This is a genomic window from Klebsiella sp. K-3, assembly GCF_051207495.1.
In the GTDB taxonomy this organism is placed as follows: Bacteria; Pseudomonadota; Gammaproteobacteria; order Enterobacterales; family Enterobacteriaceae; genus Klebsiella; species Klebsiella aerogenes.
On the sequence record NZ_JBPNXF010000003.1, the window covers coordinates 341961 to 360805 of the forward strand.

The 18845-nt window shown below is 52.2% G+C and carries 16 protein-coding genes; 9 read left to right on the forward strand and 7 right to left on the reverse strand.

What is annotated here, in order from left to right; all coding sequences use genetic code 11:
- Positions 1–544: 544 nt before the first annotated feature.
- The 3 genes from speFL to potE all read left to right on the forward strand — a co-directional run bounded on the left by speFL (position 545) and on the right by potE (position 4424).
- On the forward strand, positions 545–649 hold the full coding sequence (speFL, locus tag ACSEMK_RS06680; protein WP_006819052.1) for a leader peptide SpeFL: 105 nt from the start codon (positions 545–547) through the stop codon (positions 647–649).
- A 263-nt stretch (positions 650–912) separates the two neighbouring features.
- Positions 913–3111 carry an ornithine decarboxylase SpeF gene (gene speF / locus ACSEMK_RS06685; RefSeq protein WP_113372992.1) on the forward strand — a complete coding sequence of 733 codons (2199 nt, stop codon included), beginning with the start codon at positions 913–915 and terminating at the stop codon, positions 3109–3111.
- Positions 3108–4424 carry a putrescine-ornithine antiporter gene (gene potE / locus ACSEMK_RS06690; protein WP_015369854.1) on the forward strand — a complete coding sequence of 439 codons (1317 nt, stop codon included), beginning with the start codon at positions 3108–3110 and terminating at the stop codon, positions 4422–4424. Before speF ends, potE begins: the two co-directional genes overlap by 4 nt.
- A gap of 48 nt (positions 4425–4472) precedes the next feature.
- On the opposite strand, the gene rcnR is transcribed toward potE, so the two are convergent.
- Positions 4473–4745 carry a Ni(II)/Co(II)-binding transcriptional repressor RcnR gene (gene rcnR, locus ACSEMK_RS06695; RefSeq protein WP_015369853.1) on the reverse strand — a complete coding sequence of 91 codons (273 nt, stop codon included), beginning with the start codon at positions 4743–4745 and terminating at the stop codon, positions 4473–4475.
- Between the two features lie 118 nt (positions 4746–4863).
- Between rcnR and ACSEMK_RS06700 the strand changes: the two genes are divergently transcribed.
- Positions 4864–5970 carry a nickel/cobalt efflux protein RcnA gene (locus ACSEMK_RS06700; protein WP_430914675.1) on the forward strand — a complete coding sequence of 369 codons (1107 nt, stop codon included), beginning with the start codon at positions 4864–4866 and terminating at the stop codon, positions 5968–5970.
- A gap of 116 nt (positions 5971–6086) precedes the next feature.
- On the forward strand, positions 6087–6743 hold the full coding sequence (locus ACSEMK_RS06705) for an epoxyqueuosine reductase QueH (RefSeq protein ID WP_020078001.1): 657 nt from the start codon (positions 6087–6089) through the stop codon (positions 6741–6743).
- A 346-nt stretch (positions 6744–7089) separates the two neighbouring features.
- On the opposite strand, the gene ACSEMK_RS06710 is transcribed toward ACSEMK_RS06705, so the two are convergent.
- From ACSEMK_RS06710 to ACSEMK_RS06735, 6 genes are all read right to left on the reverse strand, one after another.
- Positions 7090–7698, reverse strand: coding sequence for a hypothetical protein (locus ACSEMK_RS06710; protein WP_213793534.1), 609 nt, complete (start codon positions 7696–7698; stop codon positions 7090–7092).
- 15 nt (positions 7699–7713) lie between these two features.
- The gene (locus ACSEMK_RS06715; RefSeq protein WP_213793535.1) at positions 7714–8682 is read right to left on the reverse strand and encodes a hypothetical protein; all 969 of its coding nucleotides are present in this window, start codon (positions 8680–8682) and stop codon (positions 7714–7716) included.
- 464 nt (positions 8683–9146) lie between these two features.
- The gene (locus ACSEMK_RS06720; protein WP_430914676.1) at positions 9147–10412 is read right to left on the reverse strand and encodes a histidine phosphatase family protein; all 1266 of its coding nucleotides are present in this window, start codon (positions 10410–10412) and stop codon (positions 9147–9149) included.
- Positions 10413–10437: 25 nt separating this feature from the next.
- A complete protein-coding gene (locus tag ACSEMK_RS06725) occupies positions 10438–11796 on the reverse strand; it encodes an MFS transporter (protein WP_430914677.1) in 1359 nt (452 codons plus the stop codon).
- Between the two features lie 110 nt (positions 11797–11906).
- Positions 11907–12716, reverse strand: a complete 810-nt coding sequence (locus tag ACSEMK_RS06730; protein WP_087859732.1) for an inositol monophosphatase family protein — start codon at positions 12714–12716, stop codon at positions 11907–11909.
- Between the two features lie 116 nt (positions 12717–12832).
- The gene (locus ACSEMK_RS06735; RefSeq protein ID WP_275518429.1) at positions 12833–13789 is read right to left on the reverse strand and encodes a LacI family DNA-binding transcriptional regulator; all 957 of its coding nucleotides are present in this window, start codon (positions 13787–13789) and stop codon (positions 12833–12835) included.
- 481 nt (positions 13790–14270) lie between these two features.
- Here ACSEMK_RS06735 and ACSEMK_RS06740 point away from each other — a divergent pair, with 481 nt between their 5' ends.
- The 4 genes from ACSEMK_RS06740 to ACSEMK_RS06755 all read left to right on the forward strand — a co-directional run bounded on the left by ACSEMK_RS06740 (position 14271) and on the right by ACSEMK_RS06755 (position 18775).
- Entirely contained in the window at positions 14271–15344 is a 1074-nt protein-coding gene (locus tag ACSEMK_RS06740) for a catalase family peroxidase (protein WP_430914678.1), read from the forward strand.
- Positions 15341–15925, forward strand: a complete 585-nt coding sequence (locus ACSEMK_RS06745; RefSeq protein WP_430914679.1) for a cytochrome b — start codon at positions 15341–15343, stop codon at positions 15923–15925. Before ACSEMK_RS06740 ends, ACSEMK_RS06745 begins: the two co-directional genes overlap by 4 nt.
- Before the next feature lie 332 nt (positions 15926–16257).
- Positions 16258–17604 carry a histidine-histamine antiporter gene (gene hdcC / locus ACSEMK_RS06750; RefSeq protein ID WP_045373958.1) on the forward strand — a complete coding sequence of 449 codons (1347 nt, stop codon included), beginning with the start codon at positions 16258–16260 and terminating at the stop codon, positions 17602–17604.
- 34 nt (positions 17605–17638) lie between these two features.
- Positions 17639–18775: a histidine decarboxylase gene (locus ACSEMK_RS06755; protein WP_015369839.1), complete on the forward strand. Its 1137-nt coding sequence runs from the start codon at positions 17639–17641 to the stop codon at positions 18773–18775.
- The last annotated feature ends 70 nt before the right edge of the window (positions 18776–18845 follow it).

Consider the following 18845-nt stretch of genomic DNA (forward strand, 5'->3'; position numbering starts at 1 on the left):
TCTCCCAATAAGGCGATCTTAGCGCTTTGTCATGCCGAAAAGCGTATTGACCATTTTTTCTACCTGCCTATCATTCACACAGGCGTTAATTTTATTTAACCATTTGATAACCAGACGGTGGTTTTGTCTAGCCCCTGGGCGATATCTTTTAGATGAAAACTCGACCAGGCTCTCTTTTCCCAGATTTTATGTTGGCAATAAAGGGATAATGATTGACAGCGTTCTTTCGTACTACAGGAACCTCTTAATCCTTAATAAACATAATGTTAAGAGGGTAGAAGTCAGAAAGTCCCGAGTATACGACATATTTCCGTCATATGGCTGAAATAACGCAATGATTAACCGGCCATTATTCATTTTAACCACATTGCAACACAATATATTTACATATAAACAACAAACCAGTGAATAATGTTGGATAAGATCAAAATACCAGCTATTGATATCATAATGAGAGGCTATTAGTGATCGGCGTCACAGATTAAGTCTAAGCCGGATATAGAATATGCCATACCTTCAGTCAATCATTTGAAAGGTGTATATCATGGAAAACAATAACAGGATGATGCCACACATAAGGCGGACAACGCATATTATGATGTTTGCTCACCGTAACAGCTTCGATTTTCATTTCTTTAATGCCCGGTAGTCTTCCGACTACGGGCGCTTCAGCATACAGGTCTTCCTGCATCTTTTGTTGTTAATACAGGCATTCGCCTGTAGCTAACCGCGCTCGCCCTAATAAATCCTGCTATTTACCAGCCACCGGACTGGTAGGGTTTATTGCATCTCAAAAGGTACTCTACTGATATTTATTATATCAGCGGCAGACTATTACCTTTTGTCCGGCGTAATCAATTTCTCATTCGAGAAATTGAGGGCCTGCTATTATCTGAAAATAAAGAGATAACAATGACTGATTTAAAAATTGCCGTTAGCCGTACATGTCCAAACTGTTTTTCTACCCAGCGTAATATTGTCAATACTACCGAAACCAACTTTATTGATGTGGCCGCGGTAGTATTAACCCTGGAAGATATCGAATGCGGTAAACTCGATGAGTTAAAGGCTACCGGCTATAACATCCCGGTATTTATCGCTATTAATAAAGAAGAAGTTGTCCCAGCCGAATATATGGCTTCGGTGCAGGGGGTATTTGAACACGACGAAACCCGTAACGACTTCTACGGCCGCCAGTTAGAAGCCGCTGCGCATAAATATGAAACCGAACTGCGTCCGCCGTTCTTTAGCGCGCTGGTCGATTACGTTAAACAGGGCAACAGCGCCTTTGACTGCCCGGGGCATCAGGGGGGGGAATTCTTCCGCCGTCATCCGGCCGGTAATCAGTTCGTCGAGTATTTCGGCGAGACGCTGTTCCGCTCCGACCTGTGCAACGCCGACGTCGCCATGGGTGACCTGCTGATCCACGAAGGGGCGCCATGCATTGCCCAACAGCATGCGGCAAAGGTCTTTAACGCCGATAAAACCTACTTCGTGCTCAACGGCACCTCCTCTTCTAACAAAGTGGTGCTCAACGCGCTGCTGACCCCGGGCGACCTGGTACTGTTCGATCGCAACAACCATAAATCCAATCACCATGGCGCGCTGCTGCAAGCCGGGGCGACACCGGTCTATCTGGAAACCGCGCGTAACCCGTACGGTTTTATCGGCGGTATCGACGCCCACTGCTTCGAGGAGCGCTACCTGCGCGAGCTGGTCGGTGAAGTGGCGCCGAATCGGAAACAGGATGCCCGCCCGTTCCGCCTGGCGGTGATCCAGTTAGGTACCTACGACGGCACCATTTATAACGCTCGTCAGGTGGTCGATAAAATTGGTCATCTGTGCGATTACATCCTGTTTGACTCCGCGTGGGTCGGCTATGAACAGTTCATTCCGATGATGGCTGATTGTTCGCCGCTGTTGCTGGAGCTGAACGAAAACGATCCGGGCATTCTGGTAACCCAGTCGGTGCACAAACAGCAGGCAGGTTTCTCCCAAACCTCGCAAATCCACAAAAAAGACAGCCATATCAAAGGCCAGCAGCGTTACGTTCCGCATAAGCGTCTGAATAACGCCTTTATGATGCATGCCTCCACCAGCCCGTTCTATCCGCTGTTTGCCGCGCTGGATATCAACGCCAAAATGCATGAAGGCGAAAGCGGCCGCAACATGTGGATGGACTGCGTCATGAACGGCATCAAGGCGCGTAAGCTGATCCTTGAAAGCTGTAAGCACATCCGTCCGTTTGTGCCAAAAATGGTCGATGGTAAACCATGGCAGTCATATGAAACCGCGCAAATCGCCGTTGACCTGCGCTTCTTCGAGTTTGGCCCAGGCGAACGCTGGCACGCCTTTGACGGTTATGCCGAGCATCAGTACTTTGTCGATCCATGCAAACTCCTGCTGACCACGCCGGGTATCAATACCGCCAGCGGCGAATATGACTCCTTCGGCGTACCGGCCACCATTCTCGCCAACTTCCTGCGTGAAAACGGCGTGGTACCGGAAAAATGCGACCTCAACTCCATTCTGTTCCTGCTGACCCCAGCGGAAGATATGGCCAAACTGCAGCAGCTGGTCGCCCTGCTGGCGCGCTTCGATAAACTGCTCGACGCCGATGCGCCGCTGCAGGAAGTTCTGCCGTCTATCTACAGCCAGCACAAAGAACGTTATGCCGGTTATACCCTGCGCCAGCTGTGTCAGGAAATGCATGACCTGTACGCCCGTCACAACGTCAAACAGCTGCAAAAAGAGATGTTCCGTAAAGATCACTTCCCACGGGTGGTGATGAACCCGCAAGAGGCTAACTACGCCTATCTGCGCGGCCAGGTCGATTTGGTGCCGTTGCCGCAAGCCGAAGGCCGCGTGGCCGCTGAAGGCGCCCTGCCTTACCCGCCGGGAGTGCTGTGCGTAGTCCCGGGCGAAGTCTGGGGCGGCGCAGTGCTGCAGTACTTCACCGCACTGGAAGAAGGGATCAACCTGCTGCCGGGCTTCGCGCCGGAACTGCAGGGGGTTTATATCCAGGAGCACGATGGCCGTAAACAGGTCTGGTGCTATGTCATCGCGGAAAGCGAGAAACAAAGCGCGCTGTTGAAAGGGGAAACTGTATGAGCAAATCCAGTAACAAGATGGGAGTGGTACAGCTCACCATCTTAACCATGGTCAACATGATGGGCTCCGGCATCATCATGCTGCCCACCAAGCTGGCGGAGGTGGGGACTATCTCCATTATCTCCTGGCTGGTGACGGCGGTAGGATCGATGGCTCTGGCGTGGGCCTTCGCCAAATGCGGGATGTTCAGCCGTAAATCGGGCGGGATGGGCGGTTACGCCGAGTACGCGTTCGGCAAGTCTGGCAACTTTATGGCCAACTATACCTACGGCGTCTCGCTGCTGATCGCCAACGTCGCTATCGCTATCTCCGCGGTGGGTTACGGCACCGAGCTGTTCGGCGCCACCCTGTCGCCGGTACAGATTGGCCTGGCGACTATCGGGGTACTGTGGATCTGTACCGTAGCCAACTTCGGCGGCGCGCGCATTACCGGCCAGATCAGTAGCATCACCGTATGGGGGGTGATCATTCCGGTCGTCGGCCTGTGCGTCATCGGCTGGTTCTGGTTTAGCCCGACGATGTACGTCGAGTCCTGGAACCCGCACCACGTGCCGTTCTTCGGCGCCGTTGGTTCGTCAATCGCCATGACGCTGTGGGCCTTCCTCGGTCTGGAATCCGCTTGCGCCAACACCGATGTAGTCGAAAACCCGGAACGTAACGTGCCGATCGCCGTACTCGGCGGTACCCTCGGCGCGGCGGTTATCTATATCGTTTCGACCAACGTCATCGCCGGGATCGTGCCGAACATGGACCTGGCTAACTCCACGGCGCCGTTTGGCCTGGCGTTTGCCCAGATGTTCACGCCTGGCGTAGGTAAAGTGATTATGGGGCTGATGGTGATGTCCTGCTGCGGTTCGCTGCTTGGCTGGCAGTTCACCATCGCGCAGGTCTTTAAATCATCGTCTGACGAAGGTTACTTCCCGAAAATCTTCTCCCGCGTCTCGGCTTCCGGCGCGCCGATTCAAGGGATGCTGACCATCGTTATCCTGCAAACCGGCTTGTCGCTGATGACCATTAGCCCGTCGTTGAGTAATCAGTTCAACGTGCTGGTTAACCTGGCGGTGGTGACTAACATCATCCCGTACATTCTGTCGATGGCCGCGCTGGCGATTATCCAGAAAATGGCCAATGTGGAACCGGGCAAAGCGCGATCCACCAACGTGATTGCCTTTATCGGTGCGGTATACAGCTTCTATGCGCTGTACTCCTCCGGCGAAGAGGCGATGCTCTACGGCGCGATTGTGACCTTTATGGGCTGGACGCTGTACGGCCTGGTATCACCGCGTTTTGAGATGAAAAACAAACACAGCTAATGCTGAAGCCGGCGGCGCGTCTGTCGCCGCCGGCGCTATCCGTGGCCGCTATTTGATATAGGAATCCAGCACCTTCAGCACCACGTCCAAATCCTCTTCACGTTTCACTTCATCGCCTTCATGAACGATATGTTCCGTCAGATGGCCCTTGATCACTTCACGCATTAGCCCGTTTACCGCTCCGCGAATAGCGGCAATTTGCTGCAGCACGGCGGCGCATTCGTGCGGCTCATCCAGCATCTTTTTCAGCGCGCTCACCTGCCCTTCAATCTTGCTGGCTCTGGCCTGCAGCTTCTTTTTATCCCGAATCGTATGCGACACGTTAACCTCACTGGCGAACTCAATGCCTCAATTATAGGTTTGTAATCTACTGGGGGGTAGTATCTTATACTGGGGGGGAGTAGAATCCCGTTCACCAACGACAACCAACTCTCTTCTTATGAACGAATTCTTACCTTTACTTCAGCAGGGCAATGCCTGGTTTTTCATTCCCAGCGCCATTCTGTTAGGCGCGCTACATGGCCTGGAACCGGGCCATTCAAAGACCATGATGGCGGCGTTCATCATCGCCATTAAAGGCACGGTACGTCAGGCGGTGATGCTGGGCCTCGCCGCGACCCTTTCGCATACAGCCATCGTCTGGCTGATCGCCTTTGGCGGCATGTATTTTAGCCAGAAATTTATCGCCGAAGCGGCTGAACCCTGGCTGCAGCTGGTTTCCGCGTTCATCATTCTCGGTACCGCAATATGGATGTTCTGGCGCACCTGGCGCGGTGAACGTAACTGGCTGCAGGCCATGCAGGATCGGGATGAGCATCATCATGATGATGAAACGCAAATCGTCGACACCGGCCACGGTAAAATCGCCCTTTCCATCTTCGAAGAAGGAGAACCGCCGCGCTGGCGCATACGCACGCTAAGTGGCAACCGATGGGCCGCTGGCGATGTCTCACTGGCGACACGGCGCAGCGGGAGCAGCTTCGCGCAAATGTTCTCTTTTGTTGATAAAGGCGATTATTTAGAATCCGCGCAGACCATCCCGGAACCGCATGACTTGAACGTACGCCTGACGCTCGGCCACCAGCGCCATACCCACGATTATGATCTGGCGTTTCATGAACATCATCATCATGAACTGGACGGCCTTGAGGAAGGAAGTCAGGCCTATCAGGACGCCCACGAGCGGGCCCATGCGAACGATATTCAACGTCGATTCGACGGCCGGGAGGTCACCAACTGGCAGATCTTACTGTTCGGCCTGACCGGCGGATTGATCCCCTGCCCGGCGGCGATCACCGTACTGCTTATCTGCATCCAGCTCAAAGCCCTGACCTTAGGTGCGACGCTGGTTCTATCTTTCAGCATCGGTCTGGCGTTGACGCTGGTCACCGTCGGCGTTGGCGCGGCGGTAAGCGTTCGCCAGGTGGCCAAACGCTGGAGTGGTTTTAATACTCTCGCCCGTCGGGCCCCCTACTTTTCCAGCGTGCTAATCGGCGCGGTGGGGATCTATATGGCGATCCACGGCTATCTCGGCGTGAGAGGTTAATTTGAGATGAATTCAGCGCCGCGTGAGGATGCGCGGCCTGACATTTCTGGGGAAGGTTAGCAGCCCTTCAAAATGCTACAGTTGGCGCTGGATGTATTTACTTCAGGAATGACTTGATGTCCGAGTTCCAGCGCCCACAGCTGACGTTGCCCAACGGAGCCGATAAACTGCTGCTCCACTCCTGCTGCGCCCCCTGCTCCGGGGAAGTGATGGAGGCGATTCAGGCCTCCGGTATCGACTACACCATTTTCTTCTATAACCCCAACATTCACCCGCAGAAAGAGTATGAAATCCGCAAGGAAGAGAATATTCGTTTTGCGCACAAACACGGTGTGCCGTTTATCGATGCCGATTATGACACCGATAACTGGTTCGCGCGGGCCAGGGGGATGGAATGGGAACCCGAGCGCGGCGTGCGCTGCACGATGTGCTTTGATATGCGCTTCGAACGCACCGCGCTCTATGCCTACGAGCACGGCTTTAGCGTTATCAGCAGTTCGCTGGGAATTTCACGCTGGAAGAACATGCAGCAAATCAACGACTGCGGCGAGCGCGCCGCCGGGCATTATCCAGGCATGGTCTACTGGGATTATAACTGGCGTAAACAGGGTGGATCCTCGCGGATGATCGATATCAGCAAGCGCGAGCGCTTTTACCAGCAGGAGTACTGCGGCTGCGTCTACTCGCTGCGCGATAGCAATCTGCACCGTAAATCCCAGGGCCGACCGCTAATTAAGATCGGCAAGCTCTATTATGGCGATGAAGGTGAATAGCTGAAGAAAAGGGGATGATGTGGATAAATAACGGGCCAGCAAAGGTCCGTTGTTTAATAACTTCACATAAATTTCATACTCTATTTCCTGGCACAATCTTACGGATGAGATAGTTCAACCCCACGGTCATAATCATCATCAACGTCAGCAAAACCCACAAGAAAGAGGGGTCGGCATCCCCATCGGCAAACCCCAGACCGGTGCTGTTCAAGAAATTGTTGCTAGGCCAGGATAAATAATCTAACAGCTATACATAATGACAGCGCGCTCTTAAAGTCAATATCCAGACTACGATATCGTCACGCATTGAATACTCAAATAGTAACTAACGCAGAAGTATGAACAATCATCGACGCCCGAAATATTTACCTGATGAGTGTTGCAATTTTGTTTGCTGGCGGGAGACCCGATTTAGTAAGTAAAATGCGATTGTTTTAGTAAACATAACCGTATTGAGGCATTTGATGCTGATCGCGATAAAAAACACCGCTAAAATAGCACCGATGAGATCGCCCGCATCATTACCTCCCCCCATAATGAAAGTAATAACAGTGAATAATAAAAATACTATTGCAATAATTCCTGTCCCAGTAATGACAAATAAAAGAGATTTCAGACCTATCAATCGGCCTCGTGAAGTAAGAAACGCCGGAATACAAATCAATATGCTATATAACCCCCCCGTGGGAAAAACTGCAGCCAGTATAGCATAATCAGGCCATCCATTAAGTCTGAATATAATTTCCCACACGGTAATTTGCGGCATAACAAAGCAAAAAACAGCAAATAGTATTCCGCCCACCATTGGAATACTGAGCGTATGTCCCCCGACTCTTGCTCCTACATATTCGGTCAATCGTTGCTTAACCATCTCAAGTTGCCGGGGACTCATTGACGCAAGATTTTTTTCCACATCAATATTTAACACAAGGCTGTTTTTTATATGCTCAATCATTATGCCAACCAGATTTTATGTTAATGAAAAGGATTGTATTATCCCTATCACATATTGTCCTGTTTTTTTTAGATTGTGTGGATTTCTAACAGTTCCGGAAATGCCGCTTCCTGCAAATGCTGATGAGTTAACAATCACTTGCATCAACTCCCTTTGTAGAGTTCGTTGTAATGCTTCAGATGGAAATCGTTTAGGATAACGCCCCATTTCTATAGCAGCTTTTATGCCAGAGTTAGATATTCCCGGATTTTCATTACGAATGATTTCATAAGTAAGCCGCTTACGCTCAAATCTACTTAGGCCTCTGAGCCATGATAAAGCTTCTGCTGAAGATATTTTTTTCATCGTTTTCCACACTTCGATCGATTTCGCTAACCCAGCTCCGGCACCTGCAAGAGAAATGATATCAAGGATAGTAGTCGTAGTAAGATACCAATCCTGCGAATCAAGCCATGCTAAACGCTCTTCCCCACCTCTACTTATTGTCCATAATCTTCCCGCACCGATAAAACATTGCCCAACGGTAGCTACGCCGCTGGCAGCAATAACTCCGGCTACCAGCACCGATGCTCCAGCCGTAATGGGAAGTATCGCCGTTCCAGTAAGAGCAAGGGCTAATGTGATTACAGCCGCTCCGCATGAAAGTGCCGTTGATGTAATTTCGGTGGCCAGTGATGGTGCCTGAAGTGTCTTAACAATAGCTTTTGTGGAACCTTCTTGTGAGATATCACAAACCTTTGTGACAATAACATGACTTGCTATGCTTTGGGCCGAATTGGCAATCCGCCGGGAGGGTCTTACCAACCATTGGCTCACACCATTAGAATAAATAATACCAACTCGATTGAAATTCCGCGAACAGTCCAATTGTTTTGCTAGATCATGAAAATTAAAATCAACCGGACCTGGCCCTCCCCATGTTGCTGGTCTATCAAAAGGAGAGATATTGTGGAGGCCATCATGGCCAAAATAATATTCAACCATTGCATAAATCCTTTTTAGCTTTAACTTACTCCCACGAAAATGGTGGCATAAAATCCAACAAAACCAATATCACACCAACCCAATTTAGCCCGCCAATAAATATGACTATTACCAACCTCTTCAATATGTTATTAATTGAAGTATTAAAAATCCCCCTACTCTTTAAAGTAAATATCTATACTATTACAGAGCACTACCTTGAGAAGTTAAATGGTAACCAACTCCTGAGTTGTGAACAATCTTAGCGCACCTAAATGTTTTCCTAAAAATTCCAAAAAACCAAGGCATATTACATAAAGACGTAACAAAACTCAGAGGAGGCTTGCTTATTTTTTCTCTCAGGAAATTAGTGCCATGCGTCCATTAAACCAATATCTCTGGAATTATTACTCGAATCACTAACGCTTTTAAGCAATACGCCATATTCCTTCTATTTCTGCTAAGGATTATGGCGTTTGCGCTGATTAAAGAACCATATTCACCGGCGGTACCGCGCTTTTATCGATCTGTTTACCTAAGGCCTCCAGCGCGGACTGATACGGGCATAACGTGCCCACGCTGGTCTGCTGGCAATCAGGCTGACGCCACTCCTGTTGCAGCATCGGGTGCTGACGATCCGGCATCTGCAGGCGTCGCAGGTCGTCCAGGCTTTGCGCCTGGAAATAGACGCGCAGATAACGTTCGCCGCTTTTGCTGTTGCGCCAGCGCTCTATAACCAGACTGCTGCCCGGCGGAATATTACCCCGGCTGTAGCCCGGCAGCTGCCAGCTAAAATTCATCAGCGTGCGCACCATCGCGATATTGGTGTCATGGGCCACCAGCAGCAGCCAGCGTACGTTCGGCGTGGCGTCCGCTTTCACTCCGTCCAGCATCGCGTTGAGCAGCACCGAGCCGCGCTTTTGCGCGGCGTACAGCACGTCATTACTGAGATCGTAGTTTTCCGTTAACAGCGGCAGAATAGCTGTGATCTGGCTGGCGCGGGTAATCTTCCCCCACGCCAACTGGCTCAAGGGCAGGTTTTCACTCCAGCCCAGACGCAGCGTTTCAACCATATTGGCCATCACGCTCAGCCCGCTAATGGTAGTTTTACCGCTTTGGTTTTGCTCCACCTGCCAGGGCTTATCAAAAATGGGGCACGGTTTATCCTGTTGGCAAACCGCGGCTTTTAATAACTGGATCGTCGGCGCCAAGGCCTGCCGACGCTTAGCCAGATCGCCGGCTTTCGCCTTCACTTCCGCCAGCTGGCGGACGGGATCGGTTTGCGTCGCGCTAAACTTGTCGGTCTGGAACAGCGGATCGGCATCGCCGCTGACATAATGAATCGCCACGCCGCAGCCGGGAAATGCCCCATCTACCAGCGCCTGCGCGGTTGCCCGGGTACGCTGTAGCGGGCTGGCGCGAACATAAATATCCTCCGCGCTGGGACACTGCCCCTGCAGCAGGCCAAGCTGGCGATAATGCTGCCCTTCCGCGCGCCCTTTATTGGCGACCGCCGCATAGCCATGTCCGGTCAGCTCCCCATCGTGGGTGGTCCATTCGGTCCATGGACGCTGGGTCGCGGCTTCAATAGCTTCACGATTGCCGGGCGTTGGCGGACGAATGCCGTGGCGGCTTAACTCCACCACTTTTTCCAGTTGCCAGTTCGCCGCGACGGCGGATTGCATCGCCAGCAGCGGCAGCGCACAGGCGATAAACAGGCGTAAAAGGCCCTGATGTCTTGCAGGCATCATAAAATCTTCCTTATCGATTAATCAGTTATGAGGAGAATGAAGTCTGCCGTTCGACGGCATGGCGTCGGGCGACGATGGCGGCGGTGGTAAAACAGAGTAACGCGGAACCCAATCCGGTGCCTATCCAGAACAACGCCAGCGTGCTGAAATCATAAAGCGTTTTCCCGTTTTCGAGGATCGCGGTTTTATCGATAATGATCCCGGTCAGAAATTCGCCCAACCCCGCCCCGGCATAGCTGGCAATACCAATGGTTCCCAGCGCTGCCCCCGCCGCTTTGCGTGAAGAGATATCGACGGCGATCAACCCTCCGAGGAAACAGGTTAACGCGCCGATGGTCGCGCCGAAGACGATCATCGCCAGGATGTCGGTGTAGTAATTATGCGGCGACCAGAGCATTAAGGCGAAACCCGCGGTGTTCAGCAGGCTGATAAACCCGGCCATGACGCTGCGATTGCGCGGGAAAAAGCGGTCAGAGAGCATGCCGGCGATGATGGTCCCGGCGATACCGGCGATCGCGTTAACGCCGATGATGCCAGAAGCCTCAAGGGTGGAATAAGCTTTATCCTGCTCCAGAAAGAAGATCCCCCACGAGTTCACCGCATAACGGTCGATATACATAAATGCCGATGCCAGCGCCAGCGTCCACAGCGCCGGGTTACGCAATGCCAGCAGTTGGTTTTTGAACACCGATCCCCGCGCTTCAGTCTCTTCCTGCGGTTCATCACGAATCACATTAATGGAGGGAAAGCCGCAGCTCTGTGGCGAATCGCGCATAAACAGCAGCAACAGCACCACGCCAGCGGCGCCGAGCGCAGCCGTGGAGAGGTAGCCCATTTGCCAGCCAAAACCCGCGATCACCGCGGCGATCACCATGTAGGTCATGGCCTCGCCGATGTTATGCGCCGTCGACCAGATGGCGTAAAACGTTCCCCGCTCTTTAAAGCCGTACCAGCGCGCCAGCGAAACCGCACAAGGGCCGACGCCCATCGACTGCGCCCAACCGTTGATCCCCCAAAAGATAGCCAGCAGCATGGCATTGGTGGTCATGCCCATCAGCAGGTTCATCCCGGCGCTGAGCAATAGACCAAGGCTCATGTAGCGCACCACGTTGGCATGATCGGCGATAAAACCATTGACCAGTTTGCCGATGGCGTAGCTAAAGAATAGCGTCGAGCCAATCATCCCCAACTCCGTTGGGGTAATGCCTAATTCCACCAGCGCGCTTTTCGCCACGGTGAACGATAAGCGGCAGACGTAGAACGTCACGTAGGCCAGGGTCATGGCAATAAACGTTTGCCAACGTACCCGGCGAAAACGTTTTTCATCAAACGCGGCGCCCGCTTGCGGCGGCGACGCCCGGAAAAAATTAATAATTCCAGACATATAGTTTCTCCGACGGTCGGAGGCTTGACTGATTGATGTGCTTCGTCCGTGAGGGTCGTTATCGTTACTGTGTAGGGTACATAATCAGAAACAGCCCGAACCTGTAAGGGTTAATGTAATGGTTGAAGGATCATCTTTTGTAGTTGGGGATACAGCGTTTGGCTGGCCAGCAGGAGGGGATTACCATGGCGAATCCCCTCTTGCGCCAGAAAGTCGTTGGCGACGCCCCCGGCTTCGCGCATCAACACCAGACCGGGTAAGGCATCCCACGGATTCATGTGCGGTTCATAGTAGCCAATCAGTCGCCCGGCGGCCGCCCATGCGCTCATCAACGCGCCGGAGCCATTGCGGATGAACATGCCGCCATCGCTGAGCAGCGCGTCAAGAAAAGGCAGGAACTGCGCCGGCGTCACCCGATGCGACGTTCCGACGCCCATCACCCCTTCTTTGACCGTTGCTGCGGGATGTGGGCGGATTGGCGTCTCATTAAGCCAGGCGCCATGGCCCCGTAGCGCGTGGAACAGTTCACGATGATTGGGATCGTAGACGACGCCAACCACCGGCTCGCCGTCAACGACGATCGCCAGCGACAAGCACCAGGTATGCAGCCCATTCAAAAAACAGCTGGTGCCATCAATGGGATCAACCACCCATAGCACCCTGGCGTCCGGCATCTGCGTACCGCTCTCTTCGCCGAGAAAACCATCCTCCGCAAACGCGTCAGTAATGCGCTGCTTAACAAAGGCTTCTACGCGTTTATCGGCCACGCTCACCACGTCCTGAAGGTCATTGCCCTTATGCTCTACCGCCAGCGCCTCGCGCTGCTGATAATATTCGAAAGCCAGCTCGGCACCCGCTTTCGCCAGCTCGCAGGCCAGGCGATAGCGGGCCTGTAGCGCAGAGGAATCCAGTGATGTCATCATTTACTCCTTTTGCACACGTGTGCAATTTTATTTAAAAAAGCCCCGAAGAGCGCAGTGAGTGTGGATGGATTTTAGCGATAATTCTGTGATCGATTCATCATAAAACGAATTTTTCATTTAGCGCTATTACGAATTATTAATTTCACGGCAACTTCTCGATGACGTGAAGGTTGATTGAATTTGGCGATCCGGCTAACCAGCATCTCCACCGCGTGATAAGCCAACAGCGTGGTGTCCTGCTGGATAGTAGTAAGTTGATAAGGCTGCCACTCCGCCTGGGGAATATCATCGAAGCCAATAATCGCCGGCAGGACGGCCGCTGGATTATCCGCTCTTAGCCCATCCATCGCCCCAATCGCCAGCATATCGGTGGCGCAAAACAGCGCCTGCAATCCTGGCCTTTCCGCGGCGAGCCGGCGAGCGGCAGCAAAACCGGACTGATAACCGCCCGTTTCGCAGAAATGCGGCGTAACAGCTAGCCCGCTGGCATGGTGGATAAACCCCTCGTAGCGCTGACGGGTACTGAAATTGTCACGATTTTCGCCAATAAAACCGACGTCCCGGCACTGGCCTGCGTGCAACAGTTCAGCGGCCAGTTTCCCGCCGAGCGCGTTATCGCTGCTGACGCGATCGCAACCGGGAAGCTCAGCGTGACGGTTGATAAGCGTAACGGGAATTTTTCGCGCAAGATACTCCTCAGCCAGCTCCAGCGGCGGCGCGCCGGAAGTGATAATGACGCCTGCGACGTGGTAGCTGAGAAGATGTTTTAGCGAAGGGGCTAACTGCTGCGGATCATCGGCGTTCATCAACAATGGCATAAATCCATGCAGCGCCAGCTGGTGGATGAGCGGCGCCAGCAGTTTACTGCGAAAAGGGTTATCGAACCCCGAAGTGATGATGCCGATAAAGTTGCTGCTGCCGGTGTTCATCGTACGGGCGATGATATTGACCTGGTAGCCCAGAGCTTCCGCGGCGGCCTGCACTTTGGCGCGGGTTTTCGGCGACACCGAGGCCCCAGGCGTGAAAGCGCGGGAGACTGCTGAACGGGAAACGCCGGCAAGCTTCGCCACGTCTTCTGCTTTAATCCATTTTTTATCGTTCATCACTTTGATTTTTCAGTGAAATTTATCCAACATAGATATATAGCTCAACACATTACCCTCGTCACGCTGTAGGCAATGTATTCCGAGACCACTTTGGCTTTCACTATACCCTGAATCGGGTCGGTGATGCCCGTCATCCGGCGCGGATAATGACATTTTTTATTATCACGTTAACTGCACAGAAGTATAAACTTTTCGTGATATTGTTTCTTTCGTTCGCGCACCAATTATAATTATTATCATGATAATTCATGAAGAATAAAAATGCGGTTAAAGAAGAAAAACAACCAACTAAATTATAATAAACACAATCTTTCCCAGCACATAAAAAAATATAGCGACAACGTCCATATATCAATAATACCCCTATATTTTCACGATATTAACTGCGTTATTTGAAATAAAGTAAGCGTGATGTGGAATAAAACTTAATAACAGGAAAAGGTCTATGTCAAAACTGGATTTCCGATCCCCAAATACCTGGCGCGCGCTGGCGTCCATCGCGGTCATCGTCGGGGCAACGGCGGCGGCATTCGCCTGGACCTCAGGCTGGTTGGGTTCGCGAACCACCAGCCAGTCATTAGTCCCCGATCCAGTCAAGCCTTTTCCTGCCGGGTTTCGCCGGGCACACGGCAAAGGGATCTGTTTTAGCGGGACGTTCGAGCCAGCCGCTCCAGCCGTTTCTTATTCCACCGCGCGGCTCTTTTCACAGTCGAAAACCCCCGTTGTAGGGCGATTCTCCATTGGCGCAGGTAATCCACACGCGGCTGATAATTCAACGAAAACCCTGAGCATGGCGCTGCTACTGAAAACGGACGATCAACAGCAATGGCGCATGGCAATGAACAACGAGCCCTACTTCGCCACGCGAAACCCGGAGGGCTTTCTTGCCATGAAGAAGGCCACCGCCGTCGACCCGGCCACCGGTAAGCCCGATCCGCAACGTCTCGCGGCATTTTTACAGGCCTACCCGGAAGCCGGTAAATATTTGCAGTGGGCGGCGCAAAAGCCAGCGCCAGGCGGCTTTGCCGGGGCGACATTTTACAGCATTAACGCGTTCTATCTTGTGAACGCTGACCGCCAGCGCCAGCCCGTACGCTGGATGATGCGGCCGCACGATCCATTTGTCTCTATCGCTGATGAACAGCGACAGAAAGCCGACCATAACTTCCTGTTCGAACAATTACAGCAGCGGCTTTCTCAGCATCCTATTTACTGGGATTTGGTATTGCAACTCGCCCAATCTGGCGACGCGGTGGATGACCCTTCGCAGCCATGGCCAAAGGATCGCCAGCAGGTCGTCGCCGGTACGCTCAAAGTCACCCAACTCGTCGCCCAAGCCGAAGGCGCCTGCCGTGACGTTAACTTTGATCCCTCCATCGTGCCTGCTGGAGTAGAGGTCTCTAACGACCCCGTCTTAAATGCGCGCTCTGGCGCCTATTCGCATTCCTGGAGCCGTCGCGAACGGGAAATTGGCTACGGCAAAGCAACCGAAGCCGTGCAAAAACAGGAGGTTAAATGATATCGAATAAACCTGACCAAAGGCGCGCGCCGCAGCATTTCAACCTTCTGGCGAGATATCTGCATTGGCTGATGGCAATCATGATCCTGGCCATGCTGTTCATCGGCGCCGCGATGATGACTTCATTACACCATCGCATTTGGTTGGTGGATGTACATCGGCCATTGGGGATCGCTATTTTGCTGCTGGCGCTCATTCGCCTGGCCAACCGGTTTTATAGCCGGCCGCCACATCTTCCTGCGGAGCTCTCACGCTGGCAGATGCTGGCGGCAAAAGCGTCACACTGGGCGCTATACGCGCTGATGCTGGCAATGCCATTGCTTGGCTGGGCGCAACTGTCGGCTGCGGGCGTTCCGATAGTTATGTTTGAAGGACTTAACCTTCCGGCCATTACCCCGACCAGCCCGGCGCTTTTTGCCTGGTTTCACGACGCCCATCGCCTGTTAGCTAAACTGCTCTTTGCGGTGGTGTTGCTACATCTCTCGGCGGCATTAGTGCACGCATGGATATTCCGCGACGGCGTGTTTGCCAGCATGGCGAAAAGTACCAGCCGGTCCAGTAAACCACCTGCTGAGCGGTGAAACTTAATAACAAGATGCGTTGAAATAAAGATAAAGGGGCTTTTGCCCCTTATTTTTTGCATCCGAAAAATCAGCAGCCACTCACTGTAGCGCCCGCCTATAAAAATTAGCCCGTCCGTTATTTATTGCACAATCACCACTGACCTTGATGATTAAATAAAAAAGGGGACGGAGTGAATTACCCAATCACTGTTTAAAAACCATACAGAAATTAATATATATTCGCGCATATCATTTTCAAAAAATGATGTAGATCATATTCCCGCACCTGCCCTGTGAAAAAATGCGCTTAATAACCAAGTAAGCATTTACTTAATACAGAGGGGATATATATGGGAAGCGTCAGCGCGGGTACTGCGCAAAAAATGGGGTTAACGGCACTAACCCTTGTGACCGCATCAAATATGATGGGTTCCGGTGTTTTTATGTTGCCGACCAATCTCGCCGGAGTGGGATATATTTCACTATGGGGATGGTTGTTTACTATTATTGGCGTAATTGCGCTGGCGTTGGTTTTCGCTAAAACCAGCCTCATTACCCCTCGCGCAGGAGGGATCGTGGCCTATGCCAGCGATGCGTTTGGCCCTTTCATCGGGTTTCAGACGACGGTTTGCTACTGGATCAGCGCCTGGATTGGCAACGTCGCGCTCCTCGTCGCCGGGGTCGGCTATCTGAGCTACTTCTTCCCGGCGCTGCATAATCCGGTTTACGGTTGTATCACCGCTATCGCGATTCTGTGGGCATTTATTGCCTTAGGCAGCCTGGGGGCTAAAACGGCCGGGCGCGCGCAGTCCTTCACCGCCAGCTGCATGCTGGTCGTGGTGCTGGGTGTGGGCATTGTCGGCTGGTTCTGGTTTGACCCGAAAATGTTCTCTGAAGTCTACAACGGGACGGGCAACAGCGACAGCTCAGCCATCGTCTCCGCGGCCTCCATTGCGCTGTGGGGTTTCTTAGGGGTGGAATCCGCCGTGGTCTCCAGCGGACAGGTGGAAAACCCTGAACGCACGGTGCCTCGTGCGACCGTATATGGCCTGCTGATTGCCTCCGTATGTTACGTCGGTAGCTGTACCGTTATCATGGGCCTGGTTCCCCACGCCGAACTGGTCAAATCTGCCGCCCCATTCGCCGATGCGGCACGCTATATGTTTGGCGATATGGCCGGCAACATCGCCTCCGCGCTGAGTATTATCGCCTGCTTTGGCTCCATTTCCGGCTGGTTGATTTTGCAGTCAGAAGGGCCGCGGGCCGGGGCGAAACAGGGGTTATTTCCGCAGATTTTCGCCGAGACCAATAAAAATGATGTCCCGATGAAAGGTCTGATTATTTCTGGCGTGCTGATGAGTCTGGTGCTGTTACTGACGGCTTCCCCCGATCTCGCCAAACAGTTCCAGGTGGTGATTCTGATGTCGGTATTTGCCTCCCTGCTGCCTTATATGTATGCCATTATCGCGCTACCTATCATCATGGTTTCTAAAAAGCTCAACCGTGGACGTGGCTTTATGTTTTATTGCGTCCTGACTGTCATCGGTATGATTTACAGTATATTCGCCCTGCTCGGTTCGGGTACTGATTCCATTTTCTGGGGCACAATTATGATGATGGTAACCATTCCTCTGTTTTCTTTTGTCGCGGCCGGACGTAATAAAAAAGGCCAGGATATTCTTTACCTTCAAAAATAATATTTTATTCACCAACATAAATATGGAGATTCATATGTCTTTATCTATTGCCGATCAAAATAAACTTGATGCATTTTGGTCATACTGTGTAAAAAATCGCTACTTTAATATTGGCTACCCTGAATCTGCTGATTTTGATTACACCATGCTGGAGCGCTTCCTGCGTTTCTCAATTAATAACTGTGGTGACTGGGGGGAGTACTGTAACTATTTACTCAACTCTTTCGACTTTGAAAAAGAAGTCATGGAGTATTTCTCCGGCATATTCAAAATCCCCTTTGCGGAAAGCTGGGGTTATGTCACCAACGGCGGTACAGAAAGTAATATGTTTGGTTGCTATCTGGGAAGAGAGCTGTTCCCGGAAGGCACGCTCTACTATTCAAAAGATACTCACTATTCCGTCGCTAAAATCGTCAAACTGCTGCGTATCAAATCGCAACTGGTGGAATCTCAACCAGACGGAGAAATGGATTATGACGATTTAATCAATAAAATCAGGACCTCAGGCGAACGCCATCCTATCATTTTCGCCAATATTGGCACAACGGTACGCGGCGCTGTTGATAATATCGCTGAGATACAGAAGCGTATCGCTGCGCTGGGGATCCCACGTGAAGATTATTATCTGCATGCGGATGCCGCGCTAAGCGGCATGATCTTGCCTTTCGTGGAGGACCCACAACCCTTTACCTTCGCGGATGGTATCGATTCGATTGGTGTTTCCGGACACAAAATGATCGGCTCCCCGATTCCATGCGGCATTGTGGTAGCCAAGAAAGCCAACGTCGACCGTATCAGCGTAGAGATCGACTACATCTCCGCCCACGATAAAACGATTTCAGGGTCACGCAACGGTCACACCCCTTTGATGATGTGGGCCGCCGTTCGCAGCCATACCGATGCCGAATGGCATCGCCGCATTGGTCACAGCCTCAACATGGCGAAATACGCCGTGGATCGCTTTAAAGCAGCAGGTATTGACGCGCTGTGCCACAAAAACTCCATCACGGTGGTCTTTCCGAAGCCTTCTGAATGGGTATGGAAGAAACACTGCCTGGCAACGTCCGGCAACGTGGCCCATCTGATCACCACCGCTCACCACCTGGACAGTTCCCGGATTGATGCGCTGATCGATGACGTGATTGCCGACCTGGCGCAACGGGCGGCATAAGAGTGAGCAGCGGCAAACTGCCGCTGCCCGCTGGACAATCTGGTGGGTTGCAGCGCCAACCGGAACCCGC

What these genes read in the sequence shown, in the direction of transcription:
- ACSEMK_RS06740 (WP_430914678.1), top strand. Translation starts at nt 14,271, where the DNA reads ATGTCAAAACTGGATTTCCGATCCCCAAATACCTGGCGCGCGCTGGCG.
- potE (WP_015369854.1), top strand. Translation starts at nt 3,108, where the DNA reads ATGAGCAAATCCAGTAACAAGATGGGAGTGGTACAGCTCACCATCTTA.
- ACSEMK_RS06720 (WP_430914676.1), bottom strand. Translation starts at nt 10,412, where the DNA reads ATGATGCCTGCAAGACATCAGGGCCTTTTACGCCTGTTTATCGCCTGT.
- ACSEMK_RS06715 (WP_213793535.1), bottom strand. Translation starts at nt 8,682, where the DNA reads ATGGTTGAATATTATTTTGGCCATGATGGCCTCCACAATATCTCTCCT.
- speF (WP_113372992.1), top strand. Translation starts at nt 913, where the DNA reads ATGACTGATTTAAAAATTGCCGTTAGCCGTACATGTCCAAACTGTTTT.
- ACSEMK_RS06745 (WP_430914679.1), top strand. Translation starts at nt 15,341, where the DNA reads ATGATATCGAATAAACCTGACCAAAGGCGCGCGCCGCAGCATTTCAAC.
- ACSEMK_RS06755 (WP_015369839.1), top strand. Translation starts at nt 17,639, where the DNA reads ATGTCTTTATCTATTGCCGATCAAAATAAACTTGATGCATTTTGGTCA.
- ACSEMK_RS06710 (WP_213793534.1), bottom strand. Translation starts at nt 7,698, where the DNA reads ATGATTGAGCATATAAAAAACAGCCTTGTGTTAAATATTGATGTGGAA.
- ACSEMK_RS06730 (WP_087859732.1), bottom strand. Translation starts at nt 12,716, where the DNA reads ATGACATCACTGGATTCCTCTGCGCTACAGGCCCGCTATCGCCTGGCC.
- ACSEMK_RS06725 (WP_430914677.1), bottom strand. Translation starts at nt 11,796, where the DNA reads ATGTCTGGAATTATTAATTTTTTCCGGGCGTCGCCGCCGCAAGCGGGC.
- ACSEMK_RS06705 (WP_020078001.1), top strand. Translation starts at nt 6,087, where the DNA reads ATGTCCGAGTTCCAGCGCCCACAGCTGACGTTGCCCAACGGAGCCGAT.
- hdcC (WP_045373958.1), top strand. Translation starts at nt 16,258, where the DNA reads ATGGGAAGCGTCAGCGCGGGTACTGCGCAAAAAATGGGGTTAACGGCA.
- speFL (WP_006819052.1), top strand. Translation starts at nt 545, where the DNA reads ATGGAAAACAATAACAGGATGATGCCACACATAAGGCGGACAACGCAT.
- ACSEMK_RS06700 (WP_430914675.1), top strand. Translation starts at nt 4,864, where the DNA reads ATGAACGAATTCTTACCTTTACTTCAGCAGGGCAATGCCTGGTTTTTC.